Origin of the sequence: Kutzneria sp. NPDC052558, from assembly GCF_044547355.1 — a bacterium.
Taxonomy (GTDB): Bacteria; Actinomycetota; Actinomycetes; order Mycobacteriales; family Pseudonocardiaceae; genus Kutzneria.
The window spans coordinates 235384-250806 of sequence record NZ_JBIUAG010000003.1; the positions used below are offsets into that span (position 1 = coordinate 235384).

A 15423-nucleotide genomic window follows, 5' to 3' on the forward strand; every position below is an offset into this window, starting at 1 on the left:
GCTCGGGGCCCCCCCCCCCGGCGGGGCCGGGGCCCGGCGGCCCCCCCCCCCCCCCCCCCCCCGCGGGCCCCCCCCCCCCCGCCCCGCCCCCCCCCCCCCCCCCCCCCCCCGCCTTTTCAGTGGAACCGGGTCAGTCGACCTTGACCGGCTCCTTCTCGTCCTGGGGCTGCTCGCTGTTCTGGATGGCCACCGCGCGCACCAGCTTGGCGTAGCGCAGCTCCAGCTCCTTGAACCGCAGGTAGGTGTTGATGGTGGCGAAGCCGAAGGCCACCACCATGCCGTAGAGCAGCAGGTCGGTGCCGCGGCCGACGCCCAGCCAGTTGGCCACCGTGGTGACCTCGTCCGGGAACAGCACGGCCAGCACGCCGAAGACCATGAACAGCGAGAAACCGATCTTCACGCTGGCCGCGGTCTTGCTCTTGCCGTGGTGCCGCAGGAAGAACAGCAACAACAGCACGACCGCGATGATCAGTACGATCTGGATGACAATCATCGCTTCGCCCCCGACCGCACGACACTGTCGAAGACAATGTTGACGCCGTTGATGAGTGACTGGCCCTTGGCCATCGAGTACTCCGTGTAGAGGATCGTCACCGGCTCTTCGGCGACCTTCCACTTGAAACGATCGATCATCTCGACGAACTCGGAAGCGTGGCCCATTCCGTTCAACGTGATGTTGAGCGCGTCGGCGACCTTCTTGTTGAAGGCACGCAGCCCATTGTGGGCGTCCGAAAGGCCCAGTCGACGGGTGCGCGGGCTGAGCATCACGACCGTCTTGAGCACCAGGCGCTTGATCCACGGGATGTGGCTGGTGTCCGCGCCGGCCTTGAACCGGGTGCCGACGATGATGTCCAGGTCCTCGTCCTTGAGGCGCTTGAGCATCCGCACCACGTCGTCGACCTGGTGCTGGCCGTCGGCGTCGAAGGTCACGAAGTACTGGGCGCCGGCCTGTTCGCGGGCGTAGTTCACGCCGGTCTGCAGGGCCGCGCCCTGGCCGAGGTTGACCGGGTGGCGCACCAGGTGCGCGCCGGCCCCGCGGATCTGCTCGGCGGAGCCGTCCCGGCTGCCGTCGTCCACGCAGACGATATTCGGAAAAGTCTCCCGTGCGTGCCGCACCACGTCGCCGATGACCTGTGCTTCGTTGTACACGGGGACGACCAGCCAGACATCGGACCACTCGGTCACGGGGTCCTCCAGGACGTCTTGTCTCGAGTCATAGTCGGGGCCTGAATTTCTCGTATCCAGCGTAGAGCAGAGCGACACCCGCCCAGTTCACCGCCCCTGGGCGGCACAGGCGGTGATCCGGAACAGCTTCATCGCGCCCTGCTGGTCCACCAGTTCGAAGCCGGACCGCCCGGTCGGGTCGGCCAGCCCCGGATAGTCGTGGATCCGCTTGTCGGTGGGCCAGAAACGGCGCGTGTCCACATAGACGTAGCGGACGTGCAGTCGGTTGGCCGCCGCGCACACCAGAGGATTGGTCGCCGCGTCGTCCAGGTGCTTGGCCAGGAAGGTCTGGTCCGGGCCCATGGCCAGGTTGAACGCCGGCACCAGCACCTTGCGGCTCTCCAGCGACCACAGCAGCACGCTGCCGTTCCACGGGTTGGAGGCGATCACCGCGTCGGCCGGCACGTCGCGGCTGATGCGGTCGAAGAAGGCCCGCTGCTCGGTGTCGAGCAGCGGCTGCGTCGCCGGCTTGGCGTCCAGCCCGTAGATGGCGGTGACCACCCGGGAGTGCTCGCCCGAGTAGAAGCCCTTGGTCCCGCCCAGCAGCGCCAACGCCACCAGCGCCGGGATGGCGATGGTCGACTTCAGCGCCGGCTGAAGGCGGGTCCGCCAGGCGTCCGACCGCATCGTCTCGATCCGGTCACGAATGAAGGCGATGGCCGCGAGCACGCCGATGATCGCCAGCGGCAGCGCGGTCACCGGCAGCACGGCGGCCAGCCGGAACGAGTCGTTGTACCAGTAGCCGACGATGTGCTGGGCGAGCGAACCGGTGGTGGTCGCGGCGATCACGAACATCAGCATCGAGATCACGTGGTTGGCTGCCAGCCACCGCCGGGTGGAGCCGCGGCGCAGCGTCACGTACAGGCCGACCAGCACGAACGCCGACAGCAGCCAGGCCGCGCTCTTGCTGTTCGGACCGTTGAGCAGCGCCTCGCCCACGGCCTGGGCCGGCGTCTCGATGGGCGGCCGGGTGATCGCCTTGACGTCGTTGAACAGCGGCGAGGTGTCCACGAACCGGGCCAGCGCCAGCGCCGCGACCAGCGCGCCGCCCATGCCGACCCAGGCCAGCCCCGGCTTGCCGGCCGCGCGCTTGGCCTGGCCCCAGCGGACCACCGCGATGGCGATGGGCACCACGGACAGCACGGCCAGGCTGAAGATGGTGTTGGGATGGGCCAGGCCGCCGGCCACGAAGGTGACGGCCAGCAGCAGCCAGGCCCGGCCCTTGCCGAGCACGTCCTCGCGGGCCAGCCCGGTGATGGCCAGCACCCCGGCGACCCCGGCCGGCAGCAGGGCCAGGCCCAGCGTGTTCGGCCACAGCACGCCGAAGCCGAGCAGCCCCCACGGGAACGCGCCGAAGGCCAGGCTGAGCACCCCGGTCAGGGCCATGGCCAGCCGGGACGGGCCGATGATCTGGCGCACCAGCAGCAGGCAGGCCAGCGGCCAGGCGATCGTCGACATCGCGATGGCCGCCGCGTTGGCGGCGACCGGGATGCTCACGCCGGTGGCCTGCACGGTCAGCGCGGCCAGGTCGTGCCAGACCGCCGGGTAGAAGCCGGCGGGGGCGCCGGGCTGGCCGAGCGCGCTGAGCGACAGCGACGAGCCGTTGCCCGAATCGAGGATCAGCCGGACCGCGTTGTAGTGGAAGATGTTGTCGAAGGTCTGGGCCACGCTGCCCGGGGCCGGGATGGCCCGCAGCACGGTGACCACGCCCAGCAGCAGCGCCGGGACCAAACCCAGGGCGGCCCACAGCCGCACGCCCCGCGGGTCGACCGGGCCGGATCGGCCGCGGCGGAACAGGCGGTACACCCCGAGCACGGCCGACAGCGCCACGGTTGCGGCCAGCGGCGGCAGGAATCCCCAGGTCAGGCCGGCCATCGGGGCCAGCACGGCGGTCACGCCGACGATGCCCGTGGCCACCGTTGGGGCGAAACCCCACGCGGCCACGCCGCGTAGCCCCAGCAGATAGGTGATGGGCAGTCCCGGCAGTGCCAACCAGCCGCAGAAGACCAGTGCCGGCGGCACCGCCTCGAACCAGCTCATCATCTTGCCTCGTCAGTCGGGTGACAGCACGGCCCCCGGAAGTGTGCCCTACTCGCGTGGCGGCCACGGATCCAGGTGCCGGCCCACCCGCGACACCCTGCGTAATAACGCTGTGCGCCGGGTTCACTGCTTGTTACAATTCCTGTGGATACACCGCTATCCGGTGGGCCGTTCGATGCCGCCCTCGGACACCGGTACCCTGGCTCACCGTGAGCTTCTCGGGCTATGACCTGATTGTCGTCGGATCCGGATTCTTCGGCCTTACCGTGGCCGAGCGTGCCGCCACGCAGCTGAACAAGCGCGTGCTGGTGCTCGACCGGCGTGACCACATCGGTGGCAACGCCTACTCGGAGGCGGAGCCGGAGACAGGGATCGAGGTGCACCGCTACGGCGCCCACCTGTTCCACACCTCCAACAAGCGGGTGTGGGAGTACGTCAACCAGTTCACCGAGTTCACCAACTACCAGCACCGGGTGTTCGCGCGGGCCAAGGGGCAGGTCTACTCCTTCCCGATGAACCTGGCGCTGATCAACCAGTTCTTCGGCAAGTCCCACACGCCGGACGAGGCCAAGGAGCTGATCGCCAAGCAGGCGGCCGAGTTCGACTCCGCCGACGCCGCCAACCTGGAGGAGAAGGCGATCTCCCTGATCGGGCGTCCGCTGTACGAGACGTTCATCAAGGGCTACACCGCCAAGCAGTGGCAGACCGAGCCCTCCGAGCTCTCGCCGGCCATCATCACCCGGCTGCCGGTCCGCTACACCTTCAACAACCGGTACTTCAACGACCTCTACGAGGGCCTGCCGGTCGACGGCTACACCGCGTGGCTGAACAAGATGGCCGACCACCCGAACATCGAGGTGCGGCTGAACACCGACTACTTCGACGTGCGCGACCAGATCCCGGCCAAGACGCTCACCGTCTTCACCGGCCCGCTGGACAAGTACTTCGACTACGCCGCCGGCGAGCTGGGCTGGCGCACGCTGGACTTCGAGACCGAGGTCCTGCCGGTCGGCGACTTCCAGGGCACCTCGGTCATGAACTACAACGACCAGGACGTGCCCTACACCCGGATCCACGAGTTCCGGCACTTCCACCCGGAGCGGGACTACCCGACCGACAAGACGGTCATCGTGCGCGAGTACTCGCGGTCGGCCGAGCCCGGCGACGAGCCGTACTACCCGATCGACAGCGAGGACAACCGGGCCAAGCTGCTCCAGTACCGGGAGCTGGCCAAGGCCGAGGCGGCCGAGAAGAACATCCTGTTCGGCGGGCGCCTGGGCACGTACAAGTACCTGGACATGCACATGGCGATCGGCTCGGCGCTGAGCATGTTCGACAACAAGATCACCCCGTACTTCGTCGAGGGCCGTACCCCGAGCGGCTCGTTGGAGGACTGACGCCCTGATGGCGAGCAAGACAGTCGACCGAAGCACCCAGGCCGCGCCCGCGGGCGCCCGTGACGCGGCCGGTGGGCCGAACAACGCGCTGCTCCAGAGGGTCATCGCGCCGCGCGCCGGCGACCCGCTCGACGTCCGGGCGCTGTACCTGGACGAGGACTCGTCCAACGAGCAGCGCACCCGTCCGCTGTCGCGGACCTCGCTGAGCGTGCCGGAGCGGGCGGGCGTCTCGTTCGCCTCCTACTTCAACGCCTTCCCGGCCAGCTACTGGCGGCGCTGGACCACGGTCAACGCCGTCGAGCTGCGGCTGACCGTGGACGGCCCGTGCCGCGTGGACATCTACCGGTCCAAGGCGGACGGCCTCCAGGTCCACGTCAGCGGCAAGGTGCTGGACCAGGGCGGCCCGGTGGTCTTCGAGCTGGACCTGACCCCGTTCGAGGACGGCGGCTGGTACTGGTTCGACATAACCACCGAGGACCAGCCGGTGACGGTGTCCGAGGGCGGCTGGTACGCCACCACCCCAGCCCCGCGCGAGGTGCGCTCCGTCGCCATCGCCATCACCACCTTCAACCGTCCCGACGACTGCGTCGCGGCGTTGCAGGCGATCGGCGAGGACCCGACGGTGCTGGCCAGCGTCGGCACGGTCATCGTGGCCGACCAGGGCAACAAGAAGGTCCGCGACGCCAAGGGCTTCGACGTCGGCCAGGCCCGCCTCGGCGACCGCCTGCGCATCGTCGACCAGGCCAACATGGGCGGCTCCGGCGGCTTCGCCCGCGGCATGTACGAGGCGGTCACCACGACCGACTGCGACCACGTGCTGCTGATGGACGACGACATCGTCATCGAGCCCGACTCCATCCTGCGGGCGCTGGCCTTCTCCCGCTACGCGGAGCGGCCGATGCTGGTCGGCGGCCAGATGCTCAACCTGCAGGCGCGCTCGCACCTACACTCCATGGGCGAGGTCATCGACCGGTACCAGTTCGCCTGGCGGGGCGCGCCCAACTCGGAGTACGACCACGACTTCGACGAGGAGCCGCTGCGCCACGAGGACTCGGCCAAGCTGCACCGCCGCATCGACGTCGACTACAACGGCTGGTGGATGTGCCTGATCCCCCGGACGGTCATCGACGAGATCGGCCTGCCGCTGCCGCTGTTCATCAAGTGGGACGACAGCGAGTACGGCCTGCGGGCCGGCGCGGCCGGGTACCCGACGGCCAGCCTGCCGGGCGTGGCCATCTGGCACATGCCGTGGTCGGACAAGGACGACGTCACCGACTGGCAGGCCTACTTCCACCTGCGCAACCGGCTGGTGGTCGCGGCCATGTACGGGCCGAGCCGGCCCGAGGGTCTGTTCAAGCAGACCATGAAGATGTCGCTCAAGCACCTGCTGTCGCTGGAGTACTCCACCGTCGCGCTGCACGACCGCGCGATCCAGGACTTCCTGGCCGGTCCGCAGAAGCTGTTCGGCCTGCTGCCCAACGCCCTGCCGGAGATCCGCGAGCTGCGCGCGCAGTTCCCGGACGGCCAGGTGCTGCCCTCGGCCAAGCAGTTCCCGCTGCCGACCATGGACCCGTTGGTGGCCGAGCACTTCCTCAAGCCGCCGGCCAACCCGGTGACCATCGGCAAGACCCTGGCCAGCGGCCTGGTGCACAACCTGCTGCCGGTCAAGCACGAGCACCACGAGCGGCCGCAGCTCAACATCCCGGCCCAGGACGCCCGCTGGTTCCTGCTGGCCCGGCTGGACGGCGCGACCGTGTCCACCGCGGACGGTCGGGGCGTGACCTATCGCAAGCGTGATCCGAAGCTGTTCTGGAGCATGCTGCGCAAGGCCGCGCAGAACCACGCCATCCTGGCCAAGGAGTTCCCGCGGCTGGCGGTGGAGTACCGCCGGGCCAAGGCGGAGCTGACCTCCATCGACTCCTGGCGCAAGGTCTTCGAAGGCTGATCCAGCAACGACAAGCGGGGTGCCTCCACACTGGAGGCACCCCGCTTCTCGTTGTCCCGCCAAGATCAAGGGACCGATCCTGACGTCATGAAGGGCCCCATACTGACGTTGAACGTCAGTATGGGGCCCTTCATGACGAATCAGCTGTGCGGGTTGACCTCGAAGAGGGCGGCCTCGCCGGCCTGGAGCGACACCGAGATCTGGCTGGTGCTGCTGGTGGCCCGGTAGGTCTGGGTGCGCGGGTCGAACTTGGTCACCACGTGCTGGGAGGTCATGCCCAGGGTGGTGTTGGCCGGCGCGTCGGTGAGCCGGTTGGCCACGAACAGCCAGCGCGTGGGCGAGCCGGAGCCGTCGCGGAACCGGCCGATGATCACCGGGTCGCCGGCCACCGAGCCGACGATGTCGTCCGGGGTGAAGGCGGTGATGCCGGCGACCGGGGCGGGATCGCCGAAGTGCACCACGGTCTCGGACACCAGCGGCTTGAGCTGGCGGCCGACCTGGGCCAGCCACTGGGTGTTGATCTGCTTGGCCGCCTGGTAGCGACTGGTCAGCGTGCCGTCCAGGGCGACCAGCGCCGGCCCGAAACCCTCGCCCCGGGCGGGATCCGGCGTCCAGTAGGTGAAGTACTGGATGCCCTTGGCCCCGTAGGCCAGGCTGACGTTGATCTGCCAGAGCAGCTCGGCCTTGTTGGTGGCGCGGTACAGGTCGTTGCTCACCGACTGGATGAAGATCCAGGTCGGCAGCCCGTACTTCTGGCCAAGCCGGCGGAAGGTGACCCAGTCGCTGAAGTACCCGGTGTCCACGCCGGCCGGCCGGATCGGGTAGCGGTCGAAGGACAGCAGGGTCGGCTGCACGGTGGTGATGTACTGCTCGACGAAGTTGGCCCAGTCGGCCGGCGTGGTCCACTCGCTGTCGGGCAGGTTGGAGTAGGACAGGCTGTTGGGCGTCATGCCGCGCACGATCTGGTAGGCCCTGCCCAGCGAGGGGAAGATGTCCCGCCACGGCTCGTCGAACAGGTTGAAGCCGGCGAACGAGGGATAGCCGGCGTAGGCGTCCAGGGCCCGCTGCACCAGCACCCGGCCGTCGGCGGTGGTGATCGACATCGGCACCGAGCGGTCGTCGCTGATGGTGAACCAGCGGGTGAGGTTGCGGATCTGGGTGTCGTCCGAGATCAGCATCTTCAGGCCGTGGTTGGCGCACTGCTGCAACGCGTACTGGATGATGTTGCCGTCATCCATGTAGTTGCCGGAGATCACGAAGGTGAAGCCGGCGTCGGCGATCTGCTGGTAGCGGGTCGCGGTGGTCTGGTCGGGCGGGGGCGGCCAGAAGATCCCGATCGGGAACTGGGGACCGCCGAGCAGGGGGAGCCCGCTGATGTCTCTCGGCGCGGCTGCCGCGCCCGCCTGATCGACTGCGTTGTCGGCCATGTGCGCTCCCGGAGGTCTAGGTCCTGATCACACGGTAGCCCTTCGGTGACGCAGGGACACGTAGGCCGATCAAGTCATTTACCCGGTGTGCCGACCGGGGTCGTGCAGTCGTCCTGGAGATAGACCGAACAGTGTCCGTTCGGCATCCGTTCGGTCTGCCCGACCCACGCCAGGTGACCTTCCGAGTTGTCGTTGCGCGGCAAGTAGTTGTTGGCCGTCGCTGAACCGGCCGAGCCGAAGACCAGCAGCAACGCGGCGAACGCCCCGACGACGCCGCCGGTCAGCCCGAACATGCCGCCCTGGCCGCGGGCGGTCAGCCAGTCCCGGACGCGTTCCCAGCTCGTCAGCACCGCGAACAGCGTCAGCACCAGCAGCGTGTAGACGATCTCCATGGTGGTGCGCGGGTACAGCTGCACCGACTGCGCCTGGTACATCTGCGAGGCGAAGTAGAAGCGCAGCAGCCACGCGCCGCCGAAGCAGCACGCCAGCGTGACGACGATCGGGTTGCGCAGGGCCAGGAACAGCGCCAGCGCCAGGCCGGCGAACAGGATGATCGTGTACAGGCCGACCCCGCCGAGCTCGCCGGGCGGCGGCCACAGGCCGACGTCGCCGGGCAGATCCCCGCGCCACATGGCGAAATACGCGGGATCGGTCAACGTGTCGAAGTAGAAGTAGTTGTCCTTCACCGTGGTTCCGGCATGCAGCAGCGAGGCGATCTGCCGCCAGCACAGCGCCAGCATGACCACGCCGGAGATCGCCACGTAGGTGATTGCCTTGGGCAGCCCGCGCTTCCACGGGGCCAGACACAGCACGGCGACGAAAAAGCCCGGCGCGGACCAGACGAACCAGCCCGAGTAGGACAGGAAGCAGATGCCCAGGGCCAGGCCGGTGATCACGCCCGGCAGGATCAGCTGCTTGTGGCTGCGCTCCGGCGCGTTGCGCACGTTCTGCAGCACCCGGATCAGGATCGGGATCAGCGCGATCAACACCAGGTTCTCGTACGGCTTGTACGGGTACACCAGCGGCAGCGCGCTCACCACGCCGATCACCAGCGCCGGCAGCGGCCGCAGCAGCAGCCGCCAGGCCAGGTAGGCCACCGGCCCGAACAGCGCGGTGCCGACGATCTCCAAGTCCTTGAAGGAGAACGCCACCGGCTGCCCGGTCAGCTCGGACAGCCACGCCACCACGTACACCGGCAGCGGCGGGTAGAAGTTCGGCATCGTGGAGTGGCCGGCGATGATCGACTCGGCCCAGCCGGCGATGGCGCTGAAGTCGCCGCCGGCCCGGGTCGCGTTCAACGGCTCGCTGGTGCCGCGCAGGGCCAGCACCAGGCCGCCGGCGGTGAAGCCGGAGGCAAGGCCGGCGATGGCCGCGCTGCCGAACCGGGTCAGCGTCGGCAGCGTGCCGAGGCCGCGCAGCCGGGAGACCACCAGCACCGCCGCGATCACCAGCACGCCCAGCACCGCGAACCGCAGCTGGATCCCGGCCAGGCCGCTGACCTGTCCGATCCGGTCCAGCGGGTTGACGTTGACCGAGGTGCTCAGCAGCGTCAGCACCGCCGCCGCGCCGAGCGCGATCGCGCCCTCCGCGATCAGGCCCAGCACGGACGCGCCGGATCGGGCCGGCGCCGGCGGCGCCGGGTCCGGCTCGTCGGTCACCGGCGGGATCGCGACCGTCGGCGCGACTGCGACATCATCGTGCATGGGGAATTCCTCAACTCGTCGGCCCGGGGCATCGTAACCGCCGGCAACGGACGCGCCCCGCCCCAGCTGGTCGGCTGAAGCGGGCGCGCTGGTGGAGAACTACCGGTCGGTCAGGGCGTGATCACGATGGCGTACTGGGCGAAGACGCCGGCGCCGACCGCGGAGGCCGTGGCCGCGCCGGGCAGTGCCGCCGGGGTGGCGCCGAACTTCGCGTTGCCCCAGGCGTACGCCTTGCCGCCGGCGATCGCCGACATGCCCCCGCCCGGCGCGAGCGCGGTCACGCTGGTGATGCCCGGGACCTGCACGACGGTCGCGCCGCCGGTGTAGGTGCCGTTGCCGTACTCGCCGCCGGTGTTGGAGCCCCAAGCGAACAGGTTGCCGCCGGCGTTGACCGCGTAGCCGGTGTCGGACAGGCCGTTGCCGACGAACTTGATGCCGCTCAGGCCCTGCACCTGCACCGGGGTGGCGGTGAAGTTGTTGCCGCCCACGGGAACCGCGGTGGTGCCGAGGCCGCCGTACACATTGGAGCCCCACGACCAGACGGTGCCGTCGGACTTGACCGCGTAGCCGCCGGTGATCGCGCCGCCGACCGACACCACGCCGCTCAGGCCCGAGACCTGGGTGGGGCTGGTGACGATCTCGGCGGTGGAGCCGGTGCCGGTCTCGCCGTTGCCGTTGTAGCCCCAGGACCACACCGTGCCGTCGGACTTCAGCGCGTAGCCGGTGCCGCCGGCCGAGGCGAGCGCGGTCACGCCGGTCAGGCCGGGCACCTGCACCGGGCTGGCCTTGGTGGCCCCGTCGCCGCTGGCGCCGTTGCCGTACTCGCCGTAGTAGTTGTCGCCCCAGGCCCACACGGTGCCGTTGGACTTCAACGCGTAGGCGCCGTACTCGGTGGCCACCACCGAGGTGACGCCACCGTCCAGTGCGGACACCGGGGTCGGCACGACCGAGAAGCCGAAGCCGACTCCGTTGCCCAGCCCGGCGAACTCGTTCTGGCCCCAGGCCCACACCGTGCCGTCGGCGCGCAGCGCGTAGCCGTTCTCGCGGCCGCCGGTCACCGCGGTCACCCGCGGCAGGTTGGGGATCTGGAGGTAGCTGCCGGTGTCGAAGCCGCCGATGGTGCCGTTGGCCTGCTCGGCGTAGTAGTTGTCGCCGGTGGCGTAGACGCAGCCGGTGGTGCAGGCCGGCGGGGCCGGCGAGAAGTAGCCGGCGATGTCCATGATCAGGTTCACGGTGCCGGCGTGGTTGTAGAAGCTGATCTGGCCGTTGGCGCCGAGCGCGGTGATGGCCAGGTTGGGCGCGGTCTCGCCGGCGGCCAGGTTCAGGTTGGACGAGCTGGGCAGGTTCTGTCCGGTCGGCCAGGCGGTGACGTTGGTGGCCGCGGTGGCGTCGGTGCCGGTCAGGTTGTAGACCAGCGCGCTGGCGGCGGCCGGGATCCACGGCGTGAACGGCACGCTGCCGGCCTGGTTCGGGCCCAGCGGCTCGCCGTCACGGCTGTCGAAGGCCCGCACCGGCGTCAGCGAGTAGAACGGGTTGCCGCTGCCGGTGGCGTAGTAGCCGGCCAGGTCGGCGATCAGATCCACGCTGCCGGTGTGGTTGTAGAAGTCCACCTTGCGGTTCGCGCCGACCGCGACCGTCACCAGGTTCGGCGCGGTCTGGCCGGGCGTCAGGTTCAGGTTGGACGCCGACGGGCGGGCGGCCCCGTCCGGCCAGGCCGTGACGTTGGTGTTGCCGGTGACGTTGGTGCCGGTCAGGTTGAACACCACCGAGGTGGCGTTGCTGGGCAGCACGCCCGACAGGTCCAGCGTGATGCTGGCGTTGCTGCCGACCGGGGCGACCGTGCCGTTCTGGCCGGTGCCGTCGCGGGTGTCCAGGACCCGGCTGGGGCTCTGCGATGTGTAGCCGCCGCCGGTGCCGACCGCGTAGTAGCCGGCGAGGTCGGCGATGAGGTCAACGCTGCCGACGTGGTTGTAGAAGTCGACGGCCTCGTTGCTGTTCAGCGCGACGGTGACCAGGTTCGGCCGGGTCTGGCCGGGCAGCAGGTTCAGGTTGGACGTCGTCGGCCGCGGCCCGGAGCCGGTCGGGTACGCCGTCACGTTGGTGTTGGCGGTGACGTTGGTGGCCGTGAGGTTGAAGACGACGGCCGTGGCGCCCGCCGGCAGCACGCTCTTCAGGTCCAGCGTGATGCTGCTGTCCGCGGGCACCGGGCCGACGGGCTGGCCGCCGCGGCCGGTGCCGTCCCGGGTGTCCAGCACGCGCTGCGGCGTCACCGGGGTGAAGGTGGAGCCGCCGGCCAGGCCGGCGGTGTTGGGCACGCCCGGCCCGTTGTGCGGCGTCAGCGCGTGGCTGGGGCCGGCGACCGCCGGCGGCGCCGACAGGTCGGGGGCGTGGTGTGTCGTCGGTTGCGGTGGCGCGGTCCACTGCGAAGCCTGCGCCTGTGCCGGCAGCGCGCCGGCCGTGGCGGCCGCGAAAGCGACGCCGGCGGCCAGCACGACAATTCTGCCTGATGCCATTCGTCCCACCCTAGATACGCCATTCGGCTCGTATTCGATCAAGAAAGCGGCGATTTCGGACAAGCGTGACCGCACGTATTCCGAAATCGTTGATCCCCCCGGCTCGATCTCGCGGTCACCCTACCCGGGCAGTCCCGCGCTGTCTGCAACCCAGGGACGTTGCTCACGCGCCTCCCGCGCGTGATGCCGTTCGAACAGGCGCAACGCCTCCTGCCAGGTCGTTTCCGACTCCGCGGCGCGGCCGGTGGCGGCGAACAGCGTGGCCAGGTCACGCAGGGTGCGGGCCCGGCCCAGCGGCGCGGCCAGCGCGGTCCACCACTGCAACGAGCGTTGCAGATGCTGCTCGGCGTCGTCGAACCGGCGGGCGGCCAGGTCCAGCTCGCCGAGCGTGCGCAGCATCAGCGCCTGCCCGAAGCCGTCCTGCAACTGGCTGCACGTCTCCAGCCCGTCCAGCAGCGCCTCGCGCTCCTCGTCGCCGCGGCCCTGCCGGATCCGGACCTTGGCCAGCGACTGCACGGTGTAGACGAGCATGTGCGAGTCGCCCAGCTCCACCATGCCGCGCAGCGCCTCGCCGCAGAACTTCTCGGCCGCCACCAGATCGCCCATGGCCCGGTGGGTGATGCCGATGGACCGCAGCATCAGCGCCTGCCCGAACCGGTCGGCCAGCCGCTCGTACTCCGACAGCGCCCGGTTGAGCTGCACCAGCGAGGCGTCGAACTCGCCCAGCTCGGTCAGCACCATGCCCAGGCCGTGCCAGGCGCGGGCCTGGACCTGCGGCGAGTGCCCGCCCGACGCCAGCTCCGGGGCCACCGCCAGCAGGGTCTGCTTGGCCTCGACCAGGTCGCCGCGCTCACGCAGCACGCTGGCCAGCTCCAGCTTGCACACCGCGACGTTGTTGGCGTCGCCCAGCCGCTCGTACACGGCCAGCGCTCGCCCGTAGTAGTCGGCGGCCTCGTCGAACCGGTCCTGCTCCAGCCGCAGCCGGCCCAGCCCCACGTACAGCGAGGCCTTGCTGGCGTCGTCGCCGGCCAGGTCGGCCGCCTGCAACGCGGCCGAATGCGTCTGCCACCACTGGTCGAACTGGTTGCGGGCGGTGAAGGCCGAGGCCGACAGGGCGGCGGCCAGGCTGGTCGACGCGGTCACCAGGCCCAGCTCGCTGGCCCGCTCCACCAGTGCCACGAACACGCTGCGCTCGGCGTCGAACCAGCCCACCGGGTCGGCCACCAGCCGGGCCAGGGTCGCCGGGTCGGGCGAGGAGAACCGGGGCCGGCCCGACACGTGGGTGGAGCTGCCGCGCGGCATCCGGGCGGTGGCCTCGTCGATCATCGTCACGGCGCAGTGCACCACCCGTTCCACCGCCTCCGTCGGCGGCACGGGCTCCTCGGCCTCGGCCCGTTCGATGGCGAACGCCCGGGTCAGGTCGTGCAGCTGGTAGCGCGGCGAGCCGGCCGCGTCCACGGTGACCGTGTCCAGCAGGTACGTGTCGGCCAGCCGCTCCAGGAGCCGGTCGGTGGCCCCGACCGTGGCGTCCAGCAGCGGGGCGACGAACCAGGACGCGAACTCCATCGTGCCCAGCCAGCCCAGCAGCCGCAGCGTGCGCCGCTCCGCCTCGGACAGGCCCTCGTAGCTGAGCAGCAGGCTGCCGCGCACCTCCAGGTCCCCGACCGAGAGCTCGTCCAGCAGTTGGTGGCGCTCCCGCAGCCGGGTCGCCATCAGGTGCAACGGCCACTGCGGCCGGGCCGACAGCCGCGCGCCGGTGATCCGCACCGCCAACGGCAGCCAGCCGCACAGCCGCACGATGTCGGCGGCGCCGTCGGGCTCGCGGGCCACCCGCTCCGCGCCGATCAGCGTCTCCAGCAGCTCGGTCGCCTCGGTCTCGGCGAACACCGCCAGGTCCACGTGCAGGGCCCCGGCCAGCGCCGGCAGCCGCCGCCGGCTGGTCACCAGGACCGCGCAGCCCGAGCCGCCCGGCAGCAGGTCCCGCACGTGCCGCTCGTCGGCCGCGTCGTCCAGCACGATCAGCACCCGGCGGTCGGCCAGCAGCGTGCGATACAGGTCGGCCCGCTCCTCGAGACCGTCCGGAATGGACGCCGCCGGCACGCCCAACGCCCGCAGGAACCGGGCCAGCACCTCGATCGGCTCCAACGAGGCCGAGTGCACGCCGCGCAGGTTCACGTACAGCTGGCCGTCGGGAAAGTGCTCCCGGACCAGGTGCGCGGTGTGGACGGCCAGCGAGCTCTTGCCCGCGCCGGCGGTCCCGGCGATCACGCACACCGTGGTGGCCTGGGTCGACTGCCGCAGCCGCCGGCTCAGCAGCGCGATCTCGGCCTCACGGCCGGTGAAGTCGGCGACGTCCGGCGGCAGCTGCTGCGGGGCGGCCTTCGGCTCGGGCGCCGGGGTCTCGGCCCGCGGCCCGTCGTCGGGCACCGGCTCCGGCACCTCGCCGCGCAAGATCCGGCCGTGCATCGCCTGGAACTCCGGGCTCGGCTCCACGCCCAGCTCGTCCACCAGCAGCCGGCGGCCGGACTCGTACTTCTCCAGCGCCTCGGCTTGCCGTCCGGCCTGGTAGAGGGCCAACATCAGCTGCCAGCGCGGCCGCTCCCGCAACGGGTTGTCGTCCACCAGGGCGGTCAGCTCGGCGATCAGCCGGGGACCGCGGCCCAGCCGCAGGTCCGCCTCGATCCGGTCCTCAAGGGCGGCCAGCCGCAGCTGGCCCAGCCGACTGCGCTCCCGCTCCGCCCAGTCGCCGTCCACGCCGCCGAGCGCCGGGCCGCGCCACAGCTCCAGGGCCTCGGTCAGGTCCTGCGCGGCGGCGGCGAACCGCTCCGCGGCCAGCGCCTGCCGGGCCTGCGCGACTTTCCGGGTGAACACGTGCACGTCGACGCGTTCGGGCGGCACGGCCAGCTCGTAGCCGGCGGACCGACGCATGATCACGCCTTCGCCCAGCGTCCGCCGCAGGGTCGAGACGTAGGAGTGCACGCCGGCGCGGGCGCTGTCCGGGGGCTCCTCGCCCCACAACGCGTCGATCAGCACGTCGATGGGCACCACGTGGCCCGCGTTGACCGCCAGCAGGGCCACCAGCGCCCGAGGCTTGCGACCGCTCAACTCCACCGTGGTGTCCCCGGACACCGCGCAGACCGGGCCGAGAAGCCGAAAGTGCAAACCCGATCCCCC

At 70.5% G+C, this 15423-nt stretch carries 9 protein-coding genes; 2 read left to right on the forward strand and 7 right to left on the reverse strand.

Annotated features, from left to right (window positions below; translation table 11 throughout):
- Nucleotides 1-130: 130 nt before the first annotated feature.
- The 3 genes from ACIG5F_RS07580 to ACIG5F_RS07590 all read right to left on the reverse strand — a co-directional run bounded on the left by ACIG5F_RS07580 (nucleotide 131) and on the right by ACIG5F_RS07590 (nucleotide 3264).
- Complete coding sequence (locus tag ACIG5F_RS07580; protein ID WP_396516614.1) at nucleotides 131-493, reverse strand: DUF2304 domain-containing protein; 363 nt, start codon at nucleotides 491-493, stop codon at nucleotides 131-133.
- Complete coding sequence (locus ACIG5F_RS07585) at nucleotides 490-1185, reverse strand: glycosyltransferase family 2 protein (protein ID WP_396516615.1); 696 nt, start codon at nucleotides 1183-1185, stop codon at nucleotides 490-492. The genes ACIG5F_RS07580 and ACIG5F_RS07585 overlap by 4 nt, the downstream gene beginning before the upstream one ends.
- Before the next feature lie 87 nt (nucleotides 1186-1272).
- Nucleotides 1273-3264: a DUF6541 family protein gene (locus tag ACIG5F_RS07590; protein WP_396516616.1), complete on the reverse strand. Its 1992-nt coding sequence runs from the start codon at nucleotides 3262-3264 to the stop codon at nucleotides 1273-1275.
- A 209-nt stretch (nucleotides 3265-3473) separates the two neighbouring features.
- Between ACIG5F_RS07590 and glf the strand changes: the two genes are divergently transcribed.
- Nucleotides 3474-4661 carry a UDP-galactopyranose mutase gene (gene glf, locus ACIG5F_RS07595; RefSeq protein ID WP_396516617.1) on the forward strand — a complete coding sequence of 396 codons (1188 nt, stop codon included), beginning with the start codon at nucleotides 3474-3476 and terminating at the stop codon, nucleotides 4659-4661.
- A 7-nt stretch (nucleotides 4662-4668) separates the two neighbouring features.
- Nucleotides 4669-6606 (forward strand): glycosyltransferase, encoded by a 1938-nt coding sequence (locus ACIG5F_RS07600; RefSeq protein WP_396516618.1) that lies wholly within the window; start codon nucleotides 4669-4671, stop codon nucleotides 6604-6606.
- A 140-nt stretch (nucleotides 6607-6746) separates the two neighbouring features.
- On the opposite strand, the gene ACIG5F_RS07605 is transcribed toward ACIG5F_RS07600, so the two are convergent.
- The 4 genes from ACIG5F_RS07605 to ACIG5F_RS07620 form a co-directional block, all read right to left on the reverse strand.
- Complete coding sequence (locus ACIG5F_RS07605) at nucleotides 6747-8033, reverse strand: hypothetical protein (RefSeq protein ID WP_396516619.1); 1287 nt, start codon at nucleotides 8031-8033, stop codon at nucleotides 6747-6749.
- A gap of 74 nt (nucleotides 8034-8107) precedes the next feature.
- Complete coding sequence (locus ACIG5F_RS07610; protein ID WP_396516620.1) at nucleotides 8108-9736, reverse strand: hypothetical protein; 1629 nt, start codon at nucleotides 9734-9736, stop codon at nucleotides 8108-8110.
- A 110-nt stretch (nucleotides 9737-9846) separates the two neighbouring features.
- Nucleotides 9847-12249, reverse strand: a complete 2403-nt coding sequence (locus ACIG5F_RS07615) for a hypothetical protein (protein WP_396516621.1) — start codon at nucleotides 12247-12249, stop codon at nucleotides 9847-9849.
- Nucleotides 12250-12369: 120 nt separating this feature from the next.
- Nucleotides 12370-15411: a BTAD domain-containing putative transcriptional regulator gene (locus tag ACIG5F_RS07620; protein ID WP_396516622.1), complete on the reverse strand. Its 3042-nt coding sequence runs from the start codon at nucleotides 15409-15411 to the stop codon at nucleotides 12370-12372.
- Nucleotides 15412-15423: the final 12 nt, after the last annotated feature.

Excerpts from the sequence above, each read along its gene's own strand:
- ACIG5F_RS07580 (WP_396516614.1), bottom strand. The coding sequence starts at position 493 with ATGATTGTCATCCAGATCGTACTGATCATCGCGGTCGTGCTGTTGTTG.
- ACIG5F_RS07590 (WP_396516616.1), bottom strand. The coding sequence starts at position 3,264 with ATGAGCTGGTTCGAGGCGGTGCCGCCGGCACTGGTCTTCTGCGGCTGG.
- ACIG5F_RS07600 (WP_396516618.1), top strand. The coding sequence starts at position 4,669 with ATGGCGAGCAAGACAGTCGACCGAAGCACCCAGGCCGCGCCCGCGGGC.
- ACIG5F_RS07605 (WP_396516619.1), bottom strand. The coding sequence starts at position 8,033 with ATGGCCGACAACGCAGTCGATCAGGCGGGCGCGGCAGCCGCGCCGAGA.
- ACIG5F_RS07610 (WP_396516620.1), bottom strand. The coding sequence starts at position 9,736 with ATGCACGATGATGTCGCAGTCGCGCCGACGGTCGCGATCCCGCCGGTG.
- ACIG5F_RS07615 (WP_396516621.1), bottom strand. The coding sequence starts at position 12,249 with ATGGCATCAGGCAGAATTGTCGTGCTGGCCGCCGGCGTCGCTTTCGCG.